The organism is Actinomadura sp. J1-007 (assembly GCF_009793335.1).
Classification (GTDB): Bacteria; Actinomycetota; Actinomycetes; order Streptosporangiales; family Streptosporangiaceae; genus Spirillospora; species Spirillospora yumaensis.
Genome location: NZ_WING01000001.1, coordinates 4707798 through 4726694 on the forward strand (window position 1 = coordinate 4707798; position 18897 = coordinate 4726694).

Genomic DNA, 18897 nt, shown 5'->3' on the forward strand with positions numbered 1-18897 from the left:
CATTCCAGCGAAACTTCGGACGTGGCGGAACCGGGGACACGTACGAGCCAACCGTCCCGTCCACCATCTGGCTGTGCCCAGAAATCGCAGATCGCGGCCCCATCGTGATCAGCGGAGCCCGACTCGGCGCCCCCGCCGGGCCGCACTACCGGGTTGCCTGGCCGAACGCCGGCCATAGCCCGCTCCCTGGGAAGGACCCTTAGTGAGCGAATCCAGCGAACTCCTTACGGACGCATCCAGCACGGCACCAGGCGCCGAGTCCGCCGAGTCCGGCGCCGAGCGTGCCACCACCCCCGGCGCCGCCGGACGGGCACGGGCCTGTCGGCCATGGTGCTGCCCGAGCTCAAGGCGCTCGCGTCCAGCCTCGGCATCACCGGCACCACCGGGATGCGCAAGAGCCAGCTCATCGCCGCCATCCAGGAGAAGCAGGGCGGCCAGGGGCAGGGCTCGGCCGGGGGCGAGCAGGGAGCCGCTGCCACGCCGAAGACCGAGCGCCCGCGCCGCACCCGCGCCGCGGCCAAGCGCGAGCCGGCCGACGAGCAGGTGACGATCGACGAGGCCGCGCCGTCCGCCGCCGCCACCGAGCAGGCGGCCCCGGCCGACAAGCCCGCGAAGGCCGACCGGCCCGACAAGGCCGCGCGCGGCGACGGCGCCGAGAAGGCCGAGAGCACCGAGCGCGCCGACAGGAACGACAAGCCCGAGCGGGCCGAGCGCGCCGACAAGGGGGACAAGGGCGGCGGCAGGCAGGGCGGCCGCGCGTCCGACAAGGGGGCGGACGGCCGCGCCGAGCGCGGCGACCGGCAGCAGAACGGCCGGGCCGAGACCGACGACGGCGAGCAGCAGGGCGGCGGCCGCGACGGCGGCAACCGCGACGGCCGCGAGGGGCGCGACGGCCGTGACGGCGGGCGCCAGCGCGGGCGCAGCCGCGAGCGCGGCGAGGGCCGCGACCGGGGCGAGCGCGGCGACCGTGACCGGGACCGCGGCGACCGCGGCGACCGGGGCGACCGCGGCGACCAGGGCGGACGGCAGCGCGGCGGCCAGAACGCCGGGGGCCAGAACGACGACGACGAGAGCGGCGGCAGGGGCCGGCGCGGGCGCCGGTTCCGCGAGCGCAACCGCGGGCGCGGCGGGCGCGGCGAGCGCTACGAGGAGCCGGTGATCAGCGAGGACGACGTCCTCATCCCGGTCGCGGGCATCCTCGACATCCTCGACAACTACGCGTTCGTCCGCACCACCGGCTACCTGCCGGGCCCGAACGACGTGTACGTCTCGCTCGCGCAGGTCCGCAAGAACGGCCTGCGCAAGGGCGACGTCATCACCGGCGCCGTCCGGCAGGCGCGCGAGGGCGAGCGGCGCGAGAAGTTCAACGCGCTCGTCCGCCTCGACACCGTCAACGGGATGGAGCCCGACCAGGCCAAGGGCCGCGTCGACTTCTCCAAGCTGACCCCGCTGTACCCGCAGGAGCGGCTGCGGCTGGAGTCCGACCCGGGCATCCTGACCACGCGGATCATCGACCTGGTGTCGCCGATCGGCAAGGGCCAGCGCGGGCTGATCGTCTCGCCGCCGAAGGCCGGCAAGACCATGGTGCTCCAGGCGATCGCCAACGCGATCACCAAGAACAACCCGGAGTGCCACCTGATGGTCGTCCTGGTGGACGAGCGTCCGGAAGAGGTCACCGACATGCAGCGGACGGTGAAGGGCGAGGTCATCCACTCGACCTTCGACCGTCCCGCCGAGGACCACACCACGGTCGCCGAGCTCGCCATCGAGCGCGCCAAGCGGCTGGTCGAGCTCGGCCACGACGTCGTCGTGCTGCTCGACTCGATCACCCGCCTCGGCCGGGCCTACAACCTGGCCGCGCCGGCGTCCGGGCGCATCCTGTCCGGCGGTGTCGACTCGACCGCGCTGTACCCGCCCAAGCGGTTCTTCGGCGCGGCCCGCAACATCGAGAACGGCGGCTCGCTGACCATCCTCGCCACCGCGCTGGTGGAGACCGGGTCCCGCATGGACGAGGTCATCTTCGAGGAGTTCAAGGGCACCGGCAACATGGAGCTCAAGCTCAACCGGAGCCTCGCCGACAAGCGGATCTTCCCCGCGGTGGACGTCGACCAGTCCAGCACCCGCAAGGAGGAGATCCTCATGGCGCCCGAGGAGCTGCGGGTCGTCTGGCAGCTCCGCCGCGTGCTGCACGCGCTCGACACGCAGCAGGCGCTGGAACTCCTCATCGAGAAGATGAAGGAGACCAAGTCCAACGCCGAGTTCCTGCTCCAGGTCCAGAAGACCACGGTCTCCGACGACCGCTGATCCACCGGACCGACGACGGCCGCTGACGGACCCCGTCAGCGGCCGTTCCGTTCCCCGCCCCGTTGCCGTCCCCGGTGCTCGTCCGGTTCTCGCGGGCCGTCCGGCGGCCGGGCGCCGGCGCGGGGTGGGGTTAGCCCTACCAACGAAGCGGCAGGGGACCGCATGGCGACCGGGGCCTCCGCTGGGCAGGCTGGGGTACGTACGGAGGACTGGCCACGGAGGGACGATGTGGGCGAGCTGAACAGGACCCCGGCCGGTGCCGGCGGAGTCCACGGAGACGACGCGTCCGGCGTCGGAAGCGCGAGCCGCGCGGACGCCGCGGACGCCGCGGGCCTCCCCGGCGCCGCCGGCCTCCCCGGCGCTGCGGAACCCGGCAGCGCGGGCCTCGCCGGCGATGCCGGCCCTGGAGGCGCGGGCCTCGCCGGCGGCGGCGCTGGTCTCGGCGGCGGCGCGGGGCTCGGCCCCGCCCCGGGCGGGGCTCCTGCGGGCAGCGCGGGCCTCGGCGGCGATGCCGGCCCCGGAGACGCGGGCCTCGGCGGCGGCGCGGGCCTCGGCGGCGGCGCGGGTCTCGGCGGTGGCGCCGGCCCCGGAGGCGCGGGCTTCGCTGGCGGCGGTGCGGGGCTCGGCGGTGCGGGGCTCGGTGGCGGTGCGGGCGGGGGCCCTGCGGGCGGTGCGGTTGCGGCGGGCGGCCGGGGGCGCGGACCGGTGCGCCTCCTGGACGTCCCGTGGACGCCGCTGGCGATGGCGCGGTCGTCGCTCACGTGGCGGTCCGCGCTCTACCTCGCGACCAGCGCCGTGTGGGGCCTCGGCTGGTTCGTGGTCCTCGCGGTCGGGCTGACGCTGTCGCTCGCGACGCTGATCGTCTGGGTCGGGCTGCCGCTGCTGGCGCTGATGATGCTCCTCTGGCGGTTCGGGGCCGTGCTGGAACGGCAGCTCGTACGGGCCGCGTTCGGCGTGCGGATCCCGAGCCCGTACCGGCCGCTGCGCCCGGGCCGCAACCCGCTGGCCAAGCTGCGCGACATGGCCGTCGACCCGGCCACCTGGAAGGACCTGGCCTACCTCGTGCTGCTGCTCCCCATCGCGGTGGCGGAGCTGATGGTCTCGGCGGTGCTGTGGCTCGCCGTCGGCATCCTGCTGTTCATGCCGGTGATCGTGGCGGTGGACGGCGGCAAGGAGATCAGCTTCGGGCACGTCTCGTACTGGTCCGGCGACTTCTTCGAGGCGCTGCCGGTGTCGGTCGGCGGGCTCGTCCTGCTCGTCCTCGCCATGTACGTGACGCGGGCGATGGCGGTCGGGCACGCGCTGTGGGCCAGGCTGCTCCTCGGCCCGAACGGCTCGCAGGCCGAGAACCAGGCCCTGCGCGCCAAGACCGCGCAGCTCCGGGCCAGCCGGGCGCGCGGGGTGGACGCCGCGGAGTTCGAGCGGCGCCGCATCGAGCGGGACCTGCACGACGGGGCGCAGCAGCGGCTGCTCGCGGTCGCCATGGACATCGGCCGGGCCCGCGCCAAGCTCGACGAGGACCCGGAGGGCGCGCGGGCGCTGATCGAGCAGGCCCACTCGGGCACCAAGGAGGCGATCTCCGAGCTGCGCGACCTCGCCCGGGGCATCTACCCGGCGATCCTCACCGACCGGGGGCTGGACCCGGCGCTGTCCGGGCTGGCCGGGCGCGCCCCCGTGCCCGTCGAGGTGGACGTGGACCTGCCCGAGCGCCCTCCGGCGGCGGTCGAGAGCATCGCCTACTTCATCGTCGCCGAGGCCCTCGCCAACATCGCCAAGTACGCCCGCGCGACCCGCGCCGCCGTGCGCGTCGCCCGCGAGGACGCCTGGGTCGTGGTCGAGGTGATCGACAACGGTGTCGGCGGGGCGGTCGCGAACCCCGAGGGCGGCCTCGCCGGGCTGGCCGACCGCGCCGCCACGATCGACGGGATGCTGATCGTGGACAGCCCGCCCGGAGGACCGACGATCATCCGCGCGGACCTGCCCTGCACCTGGTGACCCCCGCCGCGCCGCCCCCGGACAGCGCCTCCGTACGTCCGGCCGCGCGGTCGCCGATCCTCGCCGCCGGGCGTCCCGGCGCCGCGGGGCCCCGATAATGGGGGCATGCGGGTAGTGATCGCCGAGGATTCGGTGCTGTTGCGGGAAGGGCTCGTCCGGCTGCTCGGCGACGCCGGGATCGAGACCGTCGCGACGGTCGGCGACGGCCCGGGACTGCTCGGCATCGTCGAGGAGCACGCCCCCGACCTCGCGATCGTGGACGTCCGGATGCCGCCCTCGTTCACCGACGAGGGCCTGCGCGCCGCGCTCCAGGTGCGCGAGCGGCGGCCCGGCACCCCGATCCTGGTGCTGTCGCAGTACGTCGAGGAGCGGTACGCGACCGACCTGATCGGCGGCGGCGCGGAGGGCGTCGGCTACCTGCTCAAGGAGCGGGTGGCCGATGTCGCGGAGTTCATCGACGCCGTGCGCCGCATCGCGGCGGGCGGGACGGTCATCGACTCCGAGGTGATCGGCCAGCTGCTCGGCCGGCGGCGGACGGGCGACCCGCTGCGCGCGCTGACGCCCCGCGAGCACGAGGTGCTCGGGCTGATGGCCCAGGGCCGCTCGAACGGCGCGATCGCCGAGGACCTGGTGGTCACCGAGGGCGCCGTGGAGAAGCACATCTCCAACATCTTCATGAAGCTCGACCTCCAGCCCGCCCAGGGCGGGCACCGCCGCGTGATGGCCGTGCTCGCCTACCTCGGCCGCGCCGAGGGCTGAGCCCGCCCGGCCGCGGCGGTACGTCCCGTACAAGATCGGGAATGCCCGATGACCTCGGCACGTTCGGGTATCTGGCACACTTGGAGTGCAACCGCTGCGGTACCGGTTCACGCTTCCCACATCTCCCACGGCGTCGCCGTGCGGGCCGGGGGCGCCCGGCGACCGCCCCAAGGCGAGGAGAGACCCCATGAAGCCCGACGTCCACCCGACGTACGTCGTCACGACCGTGACGTGCACGTGCGGCAACACCTTCGAGACCCGCAGCACCGCCGACAACGGCGTGATCCACGCCGACGTGTGCTCCAACTGCCACCCGTTCTACACGGGCAAGCAGAAGATCCTCGACACCGGCGGCCGGGTCGCGCGCTTCGAGCAGCGCTTCGGCAAGAAGAAGGCCGGCAAGTAGCCGCGACGGACGCCGTACAGCGAAGCGGGACGGCCCGGGGACTGCCACGGTCCCCGGGCCGTCCGAAGCCGGAACACGGAGGCCACGCGGCCGGAACGGGCCAGGACACACGGTGAATCTCGACGATCTCATCAGCGAATACGCCGACATCGAGGGACGGCTCGCCGACCCGTCGGTGCACGCCGACCAGAGTCTGGCGCGGCGCCTCGGCAAGCGCTACGCCGAGCTGCGCCCGATCGTCGAGACCTACCGCGAGCTGTCCGCCACCGAGGACGACCTCGCCGCCGCGCGCGAGCTGGCCGGCGAGGACGAGACGTTCGCCGCCGAGGCCGCCGACCTCGACAAGCGCCGCGAGGACCTGGAGGAACGGCTGCGCCGCCTCCTGGTCCCGCGCGATCCCAACGACGGCAAGGACGTCATCCTGGAGATCAAGGCGGGCGAGGGCGGCGAGGAGTCGGCCCTGTTCGCCGGCGACCTGCTGCGGATGTACCTGCGCTACGCCGAGCGCGTCGGCTGGAAGACCGAGGTCATCGACGCGCACCCGTCCGACCTCGGCGGCTACAAGGACGTCACGGTCGCGGTGAAGGCGCGCGGCCAGGAGGACGGCGCCTGGACGCGCCTGAAGTACGAGGGCGGCGTCCACCGCGTCCAGCGGGTCCCGGTGACCGAGTCGCAGGGCCGCATCCACACCAGCGCCGCCGGCGTGCTCGTCACCCCCGAGGCCGAGGACGTCGACGTCCAGATCGACCCCAACGACCTGCGCATCGACGTCTACCGCTCGTCCGGCCCCGGCGGGCAGAGCGTCAACACGACCGACTCGGCCGTGCGCATCACGCACGTACCGACGGGCGTGGTCGTCTCCTGCCAGAACGAGAAGAGCCAGCTCCAGAACAAGGAGCAGGCCCTGCGCATCCTGCGGTCCCGCCTCCTCGCGATGGCGCAGGAGGAGGCCGACGCGGCGGCGGCGGCCGAGCGCAAGAGCCAGGTCCGCACCGTCGACCGCTCCGAACGCGTGCGCACCTACAACTACCCCGAGAACCGGATCTCCGATCACCGCGTCGGCTTCAAGGCCTACAACCTCGACCAGGTGCTCGACGGAGACCTGCACAACGTGACCCAGGCCCTGGTGGACGCCGACATGGAACGCCGCCTGGCCGAAGCCCAAGGATCATGAATCTGCTGCTGGACGAGATCGCCAGGGCGACCGCGCGGCTGGCCGACGCCGGGGCCGCCTCGCCCCGCGCCGACGCCGAGGAGCTCGCCGCGGCCGTGCACCGGGTCAACCGTTCGGAGCTGCACAGCGTGCCCGACAGCGCGTTCGACGCCCTGTTCTGGGAGTACGTCGCGCGGCGCGAGGCGGGCGAGCCGCTCCAGCACATCACCGGCCGCGCGTTCTTCCGCTACCTCGAACTGAAGGTCGGGCCCGGCGTGTTCGTCCCGCGGCCCGAGACCGAGGTGATGGTCGGCTGGGCGCTGGAGACGCTGCGCGACATGGACGTGCGCGACCCGCTCGTGGTCGACCTCGGCACCGGTTCCGGCGCGATCGCGCTGTCGATCGCGCAGGAGGCGCCGCGCGCCCGGGTGCACGCGGTCGAGAAGGACCCGACGGCGTTCGTGCACGCCACCCGCAACGTCGAGGAGCTCGACGAGCGGGGCCGCGTCCGGCTGCACCTCGGCGACCTCGGCACCGCGCTCGGCGAGCTCGACGGCACCGTCGACCTCGTGGTGAGCAACCCGCCGTACATCCCGATGAGCGAGTGGGAGTACGTGCCGCGCGACGTCCGCGACCACGACCCGGCCGACGCGCTGTGGGGCGGCGGCGACGACGGCCTCGACGCGGTCCGGCAGGTCGAGCGCACCGCGCGGCGGCTGCTGCGCCCCGGCGGCTACGCCGCCTGCGAGCACAGCGACCTCCAGGGCAACGGCGTCTACTGGATCTTCGCCGAGGACAACGGCTGGCGCGACGTGCGCAACCGCCGCGACCTGACCAACCGCGACCGGTTCGTCACCGCGCGGCTCGGCGCCGACTGACGCCCCGCCCCGGTCCGGGGCGCGGATATCCTGGGTCCTGCCAGAGAGTTCCATGATGGAAGACGGGCGACCGTGAGCCGACGTTATGACTGCTCCGAGCCGATGGAGCGCACCCGGGGGATCGCCGACGCGGTCTCCGCCGTACGGCGCGGTGAGCTCATCGTGCTGCCGACCGACACGGTGTACGGGGTCGGCGCCGACGCGTTCATCCCGCCCGCCGTGTCCGCGCTCCTGGACGCCAAGGGCCGCGGCAGGGACGTGCCCCCGCCCGTCCTGGTCGGCTCCGTGCGGGCCGCCACGGCCCTCGTCGAGGACCTCGGGACGTACGGGCAGGACCTGATCGACGAGTTCTGGCCGGGCGCGCTCACGCTGGTCTGCCGCGCCAACCAGAACCTGATGTGGGACCTCGGCGACACCAAGGGCACCGTCGCGCTCCGCATGCCGATGCACGAGATGGCCGTCGAAGTGCTCAAGGAGACCGGCCCGCTCGCGGTCAGCAGCGCCAACCTGAGCGGCCGCCCCGCGGCGCGCACGGCGGCGGACGCCGAGGAGATGCTCGGCGACTCGATCGCCGTCTACCTCGACGGCGGCCGTTCCGGCAACGGCGACCCGTCCACGATCATCGACCTCACCGGCGCCGTCCCTCGCCTGCTGCGCGCGGGCGCCGTCCCCGAGGACAAGATCCGCGCGATCGTCGGCGTCCTGCTCACCGACGACGCCGACGAGGAGCCCGCCGAGAAGCTCTCCCTGACCAAGGGCGAGGAAGCCGCCGGCAAGCCGTCCCTCGTCAAGGAGGAGACGGCCCCCGAGCCGTCGCTCGCCAAGGACGACCCGAAGACCGACTGAGCCCCGGCCGCGTGACCCGGCCGGGGCCGCATGCGGCCGACTATCTTGCGGTGCAAGACTCCGCGCCACTACCTTGCGGTGCATGACAGTGGACGGTGGGCGGCGCCGCAGCCAGTGGCTCCGGGGCGTGCTCGATCTCTGCCTGCTCGCGGTGGTGGCCGACGAGCCGGCGTACGGGTACGAGATGACCCAGCGGCTCGACGCGGTGGGGCTCGACGCGGTCGCGGGCGGTTCCATCTACCCGGCCCTCGGACGCCTCCAGCGCGAGGGGCTCGTGGAGTCGTACCTCGTGCCGAGCGGCGAGGGCCCCGCGCGCAAGTACTACCGGCCGACCGAGCTGGGCCGTTCCGCGCTGGACGAGTGGTCGCGCGAGTGGACCAGGCTCACCGGCGGCGTCGCGGCCGTGCTCGACCGCGTCGCCCCCGCGACGGAGACCGTGAGCGACGAAGGGATCGTACGGTGACGGACAAGGTCGTCAAGAGGTGCGGGCGGACGTGGCGGCGCATCGGCGTCTCCCGGGACGTGGCGGCGGAGATGGCCGCCGAACTCGAAGCCGATCTCGCCGCCGCCCGGGAGGACGGCCGCGATCCCGAGTCGTACGTGGGCGGCGACCCCGCCGGGTTCGCGCGCGCCTGGGCGTCCGAACGCGGCGCCGTCCCGGTCCGCGCCCGCGCCGGGCGGCTCATGGCGGCGGCCCTGCTCGGCGGCCTGCCGGGCGCCCTGACCGGCCTGTTCATGGTCTTCGGCCTGTCGAGCGAAGCGCTGGCCGAAGTTCTCGGCCGTGACCCGGCCGGGCTCGACGTGCCCGGCTGGCTGGTGTTCGCCCTCTACGGCCTGAGCGGCGCGTTCGCGTGGGCGGGCGTCCTCGCCGCGGTGTCGGCCGTCCTCAGGTTCCACGCCGACGCCGCCCGCCAACGAACGCTCCGCGCCCTCGCGGTCGTCCTCCCCCTGGCCGGCCTGGCCGCCGCCGCGGGCACGGCCCTGGCGGCCAGGGCGTACGCCTACCCGTTCGGCCCGATCCCGTTCGCCATAGAGACGACCGCCCCGGTCGCGACCATCCTCGCCACCGTAACCCTGACCCGCCTCGCAACCATCCGTACCCCCAAAAAGAACCCCCGCACGAACGAACCGGCCGCCCAATCCGCCTGAGTGGGCGTGGGGAATTGGGGTTCTTTGGGGAGGGGAAAATGGTGGGTGGGGGATTTCGGAGTTGTGTTGGTGCAGGTCAGGGGCTTGGGGGTGGAAGTACGAAGGGCCCCGCCGGGAGTGGCGGGGCCCTTCGCGCGTCAGACGGCGCGTTGCGTCTCAGTGGCTCAGAAGAGCTTCTTGGACTTGCCGTAGAGGTACTTGCCGGTCTTCTTGTTCCGGCCGCATTCCTGGACGTACAGGTGGCTGCTCAGCGACGACTTGGCCGAGATCTTGACCGTGGCCTTGCCGTCGTAGTAGTACCAGCTCCCCTTGGAGCTGCGCGCCATGATGGTGTGACGCGAGAAGTAGCCCTTCTTGCCTTCGGTGAACAGGAACCGCACGCAGGCGGTCCAGCCGTTCGCCTTGCTGTCGCGAAGGTAGCCGCTCACGTACGTGCTGCCGCCCTTGCGGGTGTACGTCCCCACGCGGAGAGGTTGCCGTAGGAGTTGTACGGGGCTCACTTGCGGGCGGCGGCCGTCGTGACCGGTCCGGAGGCGGGCGCGGGGGCCACGGTGGTGGCCGCTCCGCTGGTGGACGCCGAGACGGGGGCGTCGTCCGCGAGGGCGGTCCCGCTCAGGGCGGCCATGCCGGACACCATGGTGCCGGCGGCCAGGGCGACTGCAGCGATACGCCGCATAGGTCCCTCCATGCTCTGGTTTCACGAAATTAGCTCCGCAAACCTAGCAGGGACGACAAGATCATTTTTATCTCGGACTTAGATCGTGGCCAGGGACGGACGTGATCGGCGCCACATCCGAACTTTCGAGGGACGGTGCGCATCCAACGGTCTAGTCGGGGGTGGGCGGGACACCGAAAAGAACCCGTCAAAGGCGCGCGGGAACGCCATTCCCGGCCCGAAGTCGGGCATTTAGGGCTTCGCCGGGAACGGCGCCGAACGGTGTGGTGCCCCTCACGGTTCTTCGAGCGCGTCGAGGAGGGCGCGCATGTCGAGGAGCGCCGCGCGGGCCTGCCCGGTGATCTCCGCGAGAGCCGCCTTGGCGTCGTCCGGGGTGCCCGCGAGGCCCGCCTCGGCGGTGCGGACGAGCCGCGCGGTGTGGTCGAGCACCGTCCCGCGCAGGCCGAGGGCGACGCGGTGGCGCTCGGCGAGGGCGGCCTCGCCGGCGCGGGCGGCCATGGTGCGCAGCGCGGCGGCCTCCCAGCGCTGGCCCCGGCCGGTGACCGCGCGCCCCCACGCCCAGAACGGCAGCAGCACGAGCGCGCCGAACATGCCGCCGGTGAGCAGCCCGAACGGGACGATGGCGTTGCCCCCGGCGGAGTCGGAGTCGGTGGAGATCAGGATCGTCCACGCGAGCGTCCAGGGAAGGACGGCGACGAACGGCGCGGGCCACGTGAAGCGGCCCGGACGCGAGTGCCCCGCGACCGAGTAGACCGCGACCATCTCGGCCATGGCGCCGACGGCGAGCAGGCCGACCAGGGCGGGGGAGTACACGCTCGTGGTGCAGGCCCACACGACGTCGATCGCGAGCAGCGCGCCGAGCGAGGTCCAGGGCGCACGCCGCCGCCACCACAGGGGAACGGCGCGCAGCAGCAGCGCGGCCACCACGAGCACCGCTCCGCCGAGCGACCAGTCGCGCAGGATCGGCTCCGGCGGCGTGAACGCCAGGATCGGCGGCAGCGCAGCGCAGAGCAGCACGACGGAGCCGTCGAGCACCTCCGGCCAGCCCGGCCCGCGCCGGGGCCCGGCCGGCGAGGTCGGCAGGACGGCGCGGACCGTCCAGCCGCCGGTCTCGGACGGGCCCGCGGTGAGGGTGCCGCCGACGGACTCGGCGCGCTCGCGCATCCCGGCGATGCCGCGCCCGGTGCCGAGCGAGGGCACCGGGTCGGCCTCGGGCGGCGCCTCGTTGGCGACGGTGATCTCCACCGCGCCGGGGACGCGGGCGACCTCGACGGCGACCGGCGCGCCCGAGGCGTACCGCATCGCGTTGGTCAGCGACTCCTGGACGATCCGGTACGCGGCCGTCCGCAGCTCGGGGCGCAGGGGCTTGGCGCGCCCGAGCGGCAGCGGCCTGCGGGGCCCGGCCGGGGCGCCCTCGATGGCGAGGGAGACGGGGACGCCCACGCGCGCGAGGCCCTCGCAGAGGGCCGGGAGCATCGTGTCGAGGTCGCCGTCCTCGGACTCGGGTCCCATCACGTCCACGAGGCGGCTGAGGGCCTTCAGGACGTCCCTGCCGGTGTCGGCGGCGGCCGTCAGCGCCCGCGCGGTCAGATCCGGGTCGTCGAGGCGGGCGACCGCGCCGCTGTGGACGACGACCGCGCTCAGATGGTGGCCAGCGACGTCGTGCAGGTCGCGGGCGAGCCGTTCGCGCTCGGTGCCCGCCGCGGCCCGGCGCTCGTGCTCGGTCCGCGCGAGCTGCTCGGCGATCCGGCGGCGGCGCTCGGTGTACTGGCGGCGGAGCTGGCCGAGCGCGGTGATCGCGAGGTAGAACACCACGTTGACGGTCTCGTTGACCAGCAGGTCGCCGAGGCCCTGCTCCAGCGGCAGCGCGGTCGCGAACGCGACGCCGAACGCCGCGAGGCCCCCCGCCAGCGCCGTCCGCCCGCCCCGGTGCACGGCGAGCGAGTACAGCGCGACGCCGTCGGTGATCCCCGCCGCCAGCGTGTCGGTGCGCTGGACGATCAGCAGTCCCACCGCGCTGAGCGCGACCGTCGCCGCGAGCACCGGCCCCGGCGCGGCGCGGCGCCAGATCAGCGCGAGGCACGAGGCGATCACGCAGCCCGTCAGGCCCATCCACTGGCGGTCGCCGAGCGGCGTGCTCGCGACCGACGTCAGCAGCCAGGTGCCGAAGAGCTGCGCGCACGCCAGAACGGCCGGCACGGCGAAATCCGCCACGCTCGGCCACCGCGCCGGGCCCTGGCCCGGCGGTCCCGCGATCTCCCCGCCCCGCGGCCCCCCGGCCGGGACGGTCTGCTCGGAGCCCCCGCTCATCGTGTCGTCCCCCGATCGATTACACGGAACGACCTTATGGTGGGTTTCCGGGACAGGGGACCTGAGCTGAGCGGAGAACGACGATGGACTGCGGAAGGTAATCCGTTCGTTACGCGGACGGATCGCCTCCAACGGTGGAACCATGCCTGAAGTGCGTGCCAGGGCCCGGGGGCCGGTGGCCGCGGCGGGCGGGTCGCTGCTGCCGGCCGCCGCGCTCGCCCTGCTCACCCTTCTGCTGCTGATGTCCGCCGCGCCTTCCGCGCGCGCGGAAGGCACGGCGCGCACGCCCGCGCGGGACGCGGCCGGGCCGGCGTTCGACATCGACGGCGAACGGATCCCGACGTACGACGTGGTCCTGACGATCCGGCCGGACGGCGTCCTGCGGGTCAGGGAGACGATCACCTACGACTTCGACCGGAACGGCGAGCACGGCATCGTGCGGCGCGTCCGGTACCGCGACCGCAACCGCCTGTTCGCGATCCGCGACGTCCGGACGAGCTCCTCCACGGGCGCGCCCGCGCGCGCGAAGACGCTGCACCTGCTGCACGACGTGCAGATCAGCGTGGGCGACCGGCACCGCAAGGTGCGCGGGCGGCAGGCGTACGTGATCGAGTACGAGGTCGGCGGGGCGTTCACCCCCTACTCCGGCCACGACGAGCTGACCTGGGACGCGCTCGGCACCGGCTGGGACGTGCCGATCGGCGAGGCCGCCGCGCGGGTCGAGGCGCCCGTCCCGCTGCGGCGCGCGACGTGCCGGGCCGGGGAGCCGCCCGCGACGGTGCCGTGCCTGCGCGACCGGGACGGCCCGTACGCGATCGACTTCACCCAGCGGGGCTGCGCCCGCACGAGGGCATGACGGTCAGGGTCAAGCTGCCGAAGGGGGCGGTCGCCGTCCCGCCGCCCGTCTACGCCAGCCCGCACTGGGACGCGACGTGGCAGGGCACCACCGCGCTCGCGCTGGCCCTCGGGGCGGTCGCGGCGGTGGCGCGGCGCCCGCCCGGACGCCGCGTGGGGGCGGTGATGATCGGGGCGGGGGCGGTCCTGGTGGCGGCCGACGCCGCCGACGACGCGGTCGCGCACGGGCCGTGGGCGTTCTCACTGGGGGACCTGTGCCTCATGGGCCTGGCGTTGGCGATCGTGGGGGCGGGAGCGGTGTGCGCCGGGAGGAACGGGGCCCAAGGCGCAACGGACACCCGGTGGGAGGAATAGAGTTGTCCGGGCGCCACCGGAGATCGGGACGTCCCGCCGTGAACGGAACGGCCGCGTCGCGCGTTCACCCGGGTAGGCGTGGCCGGCGAAGGGAGGCGTAGGGCGAGTGCGGGAATACCTGCTCACGATCCTCGTCGCCGCCCTCGTCGCCTACCTGCTGACCCCCGCCGTGCGCAGGTTCGCCGTCTGGTTCGGCGCGCAGGCCGTGCCCCGCGACCGCGACGTGCACGTCATCCCGACGCCCCGGCTGGGCGGCCTCGCGATGTTCGGCGGCATGGTCGCGGCGCTGGTGGTCGCGAGCGGGCTGCCCGAGATGCGCAAGGTCCTGGCGACCAGCGACGTCGGCGTGATCAAGGCGCTGCTGCTGTCGGGCGGGCTGATCGTGCTGGTCGGGATCGCCGACGACCGCTGGGGCGTGGACGCGCTGACCAAGTTCGCCGGGCAGGTCGCGGCGGCCGGCATCTTCATCATGCAGGGCATCCAGATCTACGCGATCCCGCTGCCGAGCGGCGACACGGTGTCGCTGCCGCCCGCGTACGGGGTGCCGGTGACCGTGTTCATCGTGGTCGCCACGATCAACGCGGTGAACTTCATCGACGGCCTCGACGGGCTCGCGGCCGGCGTCGTCGGGATCGCCGCGCTCGCCCTGTTCTCCTACGGCTACCTGCTGTCCAAGGCCAACGGCGTCGCCACGCTCAGCGGCGCGACGCTGACCGCCGCCGTCCTCGTCGGGATCTGCGCGGGGTTCCTGCCGCACAACTTCAACCCGGCGCGGATCTTCATGGGCGACACCGGGTCGATGCTCATCGGGCTGCTGCTCAGCGCCGCGACGATCATGCTGACCGGGCAGTTCGACACCGCGATGCTGAGCAAGGGCCAGTTCCCCTTCTACGTGCCGATCCTGCTGGTCCCGGCGGTCGCGGCCGTGCCGTTCCTGGACATGCTGCTCGCGGTCTGGCGCCGGACGAACCAGGGCCGCTCGCCGTTCGCGCCCGACAAGCAGCACCTGCACCACCGGCTGCTGGAGCTCGGCCACTCGACCCGGCGCGCGGTGCTGATCATGTACTTCTGGGTGGGGCTGCTGGCGTCCGGCGTGGTCGCGCTCGCGCTGACCGACGCCGAGCTCATCGTCGGCAGCGTCATGGCGCTGGTCATCGTCGCCGGGCTGGTGCTGATGCTCGCCGGCTCGGGCCGCCGCCGCGCGGCCGCCGCCGCGAACGCCGCGGGCGCCGCGGCGTCCGCGCCCGCGGGCGCGTCCGTCGCCGGGTCCGGCGCGACGCCCGCCGCCGCGCCGATGCCCGCGCCGGTCCCCGGCGACGCGGTCGAGACCGTTCCGCCCGCGCAGCCGTTCCGCCCCGGCGACGGCGCCCACCGCGCGGCGCCCGGACGTCGCGCCGAGCGCCCCGGCGACCGCGCGGCGCAGGGCGGCGCGTCCCGGCCGGACGGGTTCTCGCAGGCCGGGGAGTACGCGCGGCCGGACGGGACGCACCCGCAGGCGGGCGATCCGACGCGTCCGGGCGGGTACGGGCGGGGCGCTTAGAGCGACCGGCCGATCGCGGCGCGTCCGGGCCGTTCACCCCGACACGGCCTCTGACCTGGGCTAAAGTCCGTGTAACCCGGGGGCGCTTGCGGCCCGCCGGGGCATTACCTATAGGGTAATTGTGGACAATCCGGACGCTTGTGATACCTTTCACGAACAAGAGCCGAACACTGAACGTGACCAGCCGGAGCCCTCATGCAACCTTCCGACGCCCGGATCCTCCGCGGCGCCGCGATCCCTTCCGGTCTCGCAGGCATCGCCGCCGTTCTGGTCGGCCTGCCGCTCGGCGGGGCTAAAGGGGCGCTGGGTGCCGCCATCGGCGCGATCGTCGTGCTCGCCTTCTTCTCCATCAGCGTCGTCGCGGTGAGCTACGCCGCCAAGGTGTCGCCGCAGATGATGTTCGCCGCCGCCGTGTTCAGCTACATCACCAAGCTGTTCGTGATGTTCGCGCTGGTGGCGCTCTTCCAGGACGTCACCGCCTGGAACTCCGAGGCGTTCGCCTGGTCGGTGATCGCCCTCACCCTCGTCTGGATCGGCGCGGAGATCCGCGCCTCCCTGAAGATCAAGGCCATCGAGCTGGACCGGGTGGAGAGCCCCCGCGTCAGCGCCGACCGGAGCCCGTGATGTCACCGTGGGCGACCGTGGCGGTAATGGACTACTCCAATATGACCATCAGGGGGGTGGCCTGCTATGGTCCGTCCTGCGATGAGCGAGGAGGGGCACCGGCCCGGTCCGGGGTCCGACGAGTCGGACCACCGAGGCTTCGCCAACGCCGCCTGGGCGATCCCGAGCTACATACTCAGCGGGATGGCCGTCTACGGCGGCCTCGGCTGGCTGCTGGACCGCTGGCTGGGCACCTCGGCGCTGTTCCCCGCCGGAGTCCTGGTGGGCCTCGCTCTCGCGCTCTACCTGGTCTACCACCGCTACGGCCGCTCCTGACGGCGCGGCCGGCGGCGAGGACCAGCGATGATCTTGCGTTGACCGCGCCGCCCTCGGGCGCGCGAGGCAGTGAAGCACCGACCGAGCACCGAACGAAGTAGCACCACCGAGCCTGAGTAGTACGACTGACCTGCAGTGTCACTGACGAAGGGACTGCCGCGTGAGCGCGCCGCACCTCCTCGCCTCTGGGAGCGGAGATGAGTTCGAGGCCCCCGGTCTCCACATCTTCGACTGGGGCCCGCTGTTCCCGGACGGTCCCGCGTGGCTCGACTGGTTCACCAAGCCCCTGCTGATCGTCGCGCTCGCCGCGATCGTGGTGATCGCCTTCTCCTGGAAGGCGTTCGGCAACCCCAAGCTGGTCCCGCGCGGCGTCCAGAACATCGGCGAGATCGGCTACCTGTTCGTACGCGACCAGGTGGCCCGGCCGATGATCGGCAAGGACGGCGACCGCTGGATGCCGTTCCTGTTCTCCACGTTCTTCTTCGTCCTGCTGATGAACCTGGCGGGCGTCGTGCCGGTGCTCCAGCTCCCGGCCACCTCCCACATCGCCCTGCCCATCGTGCTCGCCCTGGTGGTGTACGTGATGATGCTCTTCCTGAGCATCAAGCACCAGGGACTCGTCGGTTATTTCAAGAACATGATGTTCCCGCCGGGACTGCCCAAGGCGCTCTACATCATCCTCGCCCCGATCGAGCTGCTGTCGAACATCATCCTGCGGCCGTTCACCCACGCGATCCGGCTCTTCGCGAACATGTTCGCCGGGCACCTGCTGATCGCCTTCTTCGCCACCGTGTCCTGGTGGTTCCTCGCCGAGAAGCTCACCGCCCTCGGGGCGGGTGTCGGCCTTGTCGGCTTCGTGATGACGATCATCATGACCGCGTTCGAGATCTTCGTGCAGAGCCTGCAGGCGTTCATCTTCGTCCTGCTCGCCGCCTCCTACATCGGCGGCGCGCTGCACCCTGAGCACTGACCCGGACCAACACCCGCAACGCAAGCCCTCCGGTGGGCGACCCCACCGGTCGAGTGAAAAGGAAAGAGCACATGCTCGCTGAAGCCATGGTCCTCGCCGGCGACGACAAGGTCACCGGCAGCCTCGGTGCCGTCGCGTACGGCCTGGCCGCCATCGGCCCCGGTATCGGCGTGGGCATCATCTTCGGCCAGGGCGTGCAGGCCATCGCCCGCCAGCCGGAGCTGACCAACGTCATCCGCCAGAACATGCTCCTGGGCTTCGCGCTCACCGAGGCGCTCGCCCTCATCGGTTTCGTCGTGCCGTTCGTGCACAAGTAAACCGCCCCTGCGAACTGCTGACAGGAAGGCGGAACCCTCATGACCAACCTGCTCGCCGCGGCGGTCGTGGCTCAGGAGACAGAGGAATACAAGCCGCTTGCGCCCGACACCGCCGAGCTGATCTTCGGCACGATCGCGTTCGCGATCGTGCTCATCCTGGTCGGCTGGAAGTTCGTTCCGGCGATCCGCAAGACCCTTGAGGAGCGCACGGACGCGATCGAGGGCGGGCTCAAGCGTGCCGAGGCGGCGCAGGACGAGGCCAAGGAGACCCTGGAGCAGTACCGGGCCAAGCTGCGCGAGGCCCAGCTCGAGGCGTCCAGCCTGCGCAAGAAGGCCGAGGAGCAGGGCGCCGCGATCATCGCGGAGATGAAGGAGCAGGCCCAGGCCGAGGCCAACCGCATCCGCGAGGCCGCCAAGGCCGACATCGAGGCCGAACGGCAGCAGGCCCTGGCCTCGCTGCGCAGCGAGGTCGGCGCGCTGTCGGTCGAGCTGGCCGGGCGCGTGGTGGGCGAGTCCCTGGAGGACAGCGCCCGGCAGAGCCGCGTGGTCGACCGGTTCCTTGAGGAGCTCGAAGGCCGCGCCCGCAGCCAGGAGCAGATCTCATCATGACCATCACGGGAGCGGTGAGCAGGGCGTCGATGGCCGAGGCGGGGGAGCGCCTGGAGGCGGTTCTCCCCACGGCGGACCTCGCGGTCCTCGGCGGCGACCTGTTCTCGGTGCTGAACCTGATCGACCGCGAGCACGGCCTGCGGCGGGCGGTCTCCGACCCGGCGCGGGACGGCGCCGACAAGGCCGGGCTGGTCCAGGCGCTGCTGGAGGGCAAGGTCTCCCCGGCCGCTCTCGGGCTGGTCGCCGATGTCGTCCGGCTGCGCTGGTCGAAGCCCTCGGAGCTGTCGGACGCGGTGGAGACCCTCGCGGTCACCGCCGAGGCCGCCCGCGCCGAGGCCGACGGGCGCATCGACGACCTGGAGGACGAGCTGTTCCGGTTCTCCCGGGTCATCGAGGGCGAGCCCGCGCTGCGCGGGGCGCTGTCGGGGCCCGGGCTGCCGGCCGACCGGCGGCAGGGCCTGCTGAACGCCCTGCTGGAGGGCAAGGTGACGCCCGCCGCGCTGGTGCTGGTCACCGAGCTGGTGCTGCGCCCGCGGGGACGTAGCCTGGAAGGCGGGCTCGCCGAGTACGGCAAGCTCGTCGCCCAGCGGCGCGAGCGCCTGGTCGCGCTGGTGCGCACGCCGGTCGAGCTGACCGAGGCGCAGCGCACCCGGCTCGGCGCGGTGCTCGCCGCCGCCTACGGCCACGAGGTACACCTGAACATCGAGATCGACCCGGCGACGGTGGGCGGCCTGTCCATCCAGATCGGGGACGAGATCATCGACGGCACGATCGCCGGGCGGCTGGACGACGTCCGCCGGCGGCTCGCGAGCTGACGACCGACGAGCCACGAGCTAG

Annotated in this window: 21 protein-coding genes; 18 read left to right on the plus strand and 3 right to left on the minus strand. The window is 73.1% G+C overall.

What is annotated here, in order from left to right:
* Positions 1-327: 327 nt before the first annotated feature.
* The 9 genes from rho to GEV43_RS21350 all read left to right on the plus strand — a co-directional run bounded on the left by rho (position 328) and on the right by GEV43_RS21350 (position 9490).
* Positions 328-2304 (plus strand): transcription termination factor Rho, encoded by a 1977-nt coding sequence (gene rho, locus GEV43_RS21310; RefSeq protein WP_160822179.1) that lies wholly within the window; start codon positions 328-330, stop codon positions 2302-2304.
* Between the two features lie 228 nt (positions 2305-2532).
* Complete coding sequence (locus GEV43_RS21315) at positions 2533-4299, plus strand: sensor histidine kinase (protein WP_309239754.1); 1767 nt, start codon at positions 2533-2535, stop codon at positions 4297-4299.
* 105 nt (positions 4300-4404) lie between these two features.
* Positions 4405-5058, plus strand: a complete 654-nt coding sequence (locus GEV43_RS21320) for a response regulator transcription factor (RefSeq protein WP_160822180.1) — start codon at positions 4405-4407, stop codon at positions 5056-5058.
* Between the two features lie 187 nt (positions 5059-5245).
* On the plus strand, positions 5246-5464 hold the full coding sequence (gene rpmE, locus GEV43_RS21325; RefSeq protein WP_160822181.1) for a 50S ribosomal protein L31: 219 nt from the start codon (positions 5246-5248) through the stop codon (positions 5462-5464).
* A 112-nt stretch (positions 5465-5576) separates the two neighbouring features.
* Positions 5577-6638 carry a peptide chain release factor 1 gene (prfA, locus tag GEV43_RS21330; RefSeq protein WP_160822182.1) on the plus strand — a complete coding sequence of 354 codons (1062 nt, stop codon included), beginning with the start codon at positions 5577-5579 and terminating at the stop codon, positions 6636-6638.
* Positions 6635-7495, plus strand: a complete 861-nt coding sequence (prmC, locus tag GEV43_RS21335) for a peptide chain release factor N(5)-glutamine methyltransferase (protein WP_160822183.1) — start codon at positions 6635-6637, stop codon at positions 7493-7495. Before prfA ends, prmC begins: the two co-directional genes overlap by 4 nt.
* A gap of 72 nt (positions 7496-7567) precedes the next feature.
* Complete coding sequence (locus GEV43_RS21340; protein ID WP_160822184.1) at positions 7568-8341, plus strand: L-threonylcarbamoyladenylate synthase; 774 nt, start codon at positions 7568-7570, stop codon at positions 8339-8341.
* A gap of 82 nt (positions 8342-8423) precedes the next feature.
* On the plus strand, positions 8424-8804 hold the full coding sequence (locus tag GEV43_RS21345) for a PadR family transcriptional regulator (RefSeq protein ID WP_160822185.1): 381 nt from the start codon (positions 8424-8426) through the stop codon (positions 8802-8804).
* Positions 8801-9490 carry a hypothetical protein gene (locus GEV43_RS21350; protein WP_160822186.1) on the plus strand — a complete coding sequence of 230 codons (690 nt, stop codon included), beginning with the start codon at positions 8801-8803 and terminating at the stop codon, positions 9488-9490. Before GEV43_RS21345 ends, GEV43_RS21350 begins: the two co-directional genes overlap by 4 nt.
* Before the next feature lie 164 nt (positions 9491-9654).
* On the opposite strand, the gene GEV43_RS21355 is transcribed toward GEV43_RS21350, so the two are convergent.
* From GEV43_RS21355 to GEV43_RS21365, 3 genes are all read right to left on the minus strand, one after another.
* Complete coding sequence (locus tag GEV43_RS21355; RefSeq protein WP_160822187.1) at positions 9655-9954, minus strand: hypothetical protein; 300 nt, start codon at positions 9952-9954, stop codon at positions 9655-9657.
* Between the two features lie 32 nt (positions 9955-9986).
* Entirely contained in the window at positions 9987-10166 is a 180-nt protein-coding gene (locus GEV43_RS21360) for a hypothetical protein (RefSeq protein ID WP_160822188.1), read from the minus strand.
* 273 nt (positions 10167-10439) lie between these two features.
* Positions 10440-12476: a histidine kinase gene (locus tag GEV43_RS21365; RefSeq protein WP_160822189.1), complete on the minus strand. Its 2037-nt coding sequence runs from the start codon at positions 12474-12476 to the stop codon at positions 10440-10442.
* Positions 12477-12618: 142 nt separating this feature from the next.
* On the opposite strand from GEV43_RS21365, the gene GEV43_RS21370 reads away from it, so the two are divergent.
* The 9 genes from GEV43_RS21370 (at position 12619) to GEV43_RS21410 (ending at position 18875) form a co-directional block, all read left to right on the plus strand.
* Entirely contained in the window at positions 12619-13332 is a 714-nt protein-coding gene (locus GEV43_RS21370) for a DUF2207 domain-containing protein (RefSeq protein ID WP_160822190.1), read from the plus strand.
* Positions 13329-13685, plus strand: coding sequence for a hypothetical protein (locus GEV43_RS21375; RefSeq protein WP_160822191.1), 357 nt, complete (start codon positions 13329-13331; stop codon positions 13683-13685). Before GEV43_RS21370 ends, GEV43_RS21375 begins: the two co-directional genes overlap by 4 nt.
* 106 nt (positions 13686-13791) lie before the next feature.
* Positions 13792-15225 carry an MraY family glycosyltransferase gene (locus GEV43_RS21380; protein WP_309239755.1) on the plus strand — a complete coding sequence of 478 codons (1434 nt, stop codon included), beginning with the start codon at positions 13792-13794 and terminating at the stop codon, positions 15223-15225.
* Positions 15226-15420: 195 nt separating this feature from the next.
* Positions 15421-15849 carry a hypothetical protein gene (locus GEV43_RS21385; RefSeq protein ID WP_160822192.1) on the plus strand — a complete coding sequence of 143 codons (429 nt, stop codon included), beginning with the start codon at positions 15421-15423 and terminating at the stop codon, positions 15847-15849.
* A gap of 81 nt (positions 15850-15930) precedes the next feature.
* Positions 15931-16164, plus strand: a complete 234-nt coding sequence (locus GEV43_RS21390; RefSeq protein WP_160822193.1) for an AtpZ/AtpI family protein — start codon at positions 15931-15933, stop codon at positions 16162-16164.
* Between the two features lie 160 nt (positions 16165-16324).
* On the plus strand, positions 16325-17134 hold the full coding sequence (gene atpB / locus GEV43_RS21395) for a F0F1 ATP synthase subunit A (RefSeq protein ID WP_160822194.1): 810 nt from the start codon (positions 16325-16327) through the stop codon (positions 17132-17134).
* A gap of 71 nt (positions 17135-17205) precedes the next feature.
* Positions 17206-17451: an ATP synthase F0 subunit C gene (gene atpE / locus GEV43_RS21400; protein ID WP_160822195.1), complete on the plus strand. Its 246-nt coding sequence runs from the start codon at positions 17206-17208 to the stop codon at positions 17449-17451.
* Positions 17452-17490: 39 nt separating this feature from the next.
* The gene (locus GEV43_RS21405) at positions 17491-18060 is read left to right on the plus strand and encodes a F0F1 ATP synthase subunit B (RefSeq protein WP_160822196.1); all 570 of its coding nucleotides are present in this window, start codon (positions 17491-17493) and stop codon (positions 18058-18060) included.
* A complete protein-coding gene (locus GEV43_RS21410; protein ID WP_160822197.1) occupies positions 18057-18875 on the plus strand; it encodes a F0F1 ATP synthase subunit delta in 819 nt (272 codons plus the stop codon). The genes GEV43_RS21405 and GEV43_RS21410 overlap by 4 nt, the downstream gene beginning before the upstream one ends.
* Positions 18876-18897: the final 22 nt, after the last annotated feature.